General features: G+C 52.9%; 1 protein-coding gene. It reads left to right on the forward strand.

The genetic code is table 11. The features are described 5' to 3' along the window. Window positions 1-373 (forward strand): glutamate--cysteine ligase (locus tag ACTHUR_RS21535; RefSeq protein ID WP_440400852.1); only part of this gene is annotated, 373 nt, incomplete at its 5' end. Window positions 374-433: the final 60 nt, after the last annotated feature.

Below are 433 nucleotides of genomic sequence, written 5' to 3' on the forward strand. Positions count from 1 at the left end.
AGGTATTTATACCTACGAAACCATGAACGGCGCCGTGTGCGAACCCGTCGTTTATATGATGGACCGTTTCGTTATCGGCGGCTTCTTCCGTGTACACGAAGGCCGTGGTGCAGACGAAAACCTCAATGCCGGCGGTATGGTGTTTGTTCCGCTGTCCAACAGCATCCCTACCGGTAACGGCGACAACTCCCAAGAAGCGCCTGAAGCCTGCAAACGCGTATTTGAACAATGGGATTCGCTCGGTATGCCGCGCTCCGAAAAAGACTGCGACGTGGACAATGAACACAACCGCCTCTACGTTTACGGCGTAATGGCGCGCCTGTCCTTGCTTGCTGCCGCATTGGAGTTGGAGAAAACCGCGCCTCAAGCCTAATAAAGCGTTGATCGATATTGTCAGGCCGTCTGAAAATTTGTTTTCAGACGGCCTTTTCTG

It is taken from the genome of Neisseria sp. P0021.S007 (assembly GCF_051956855.1).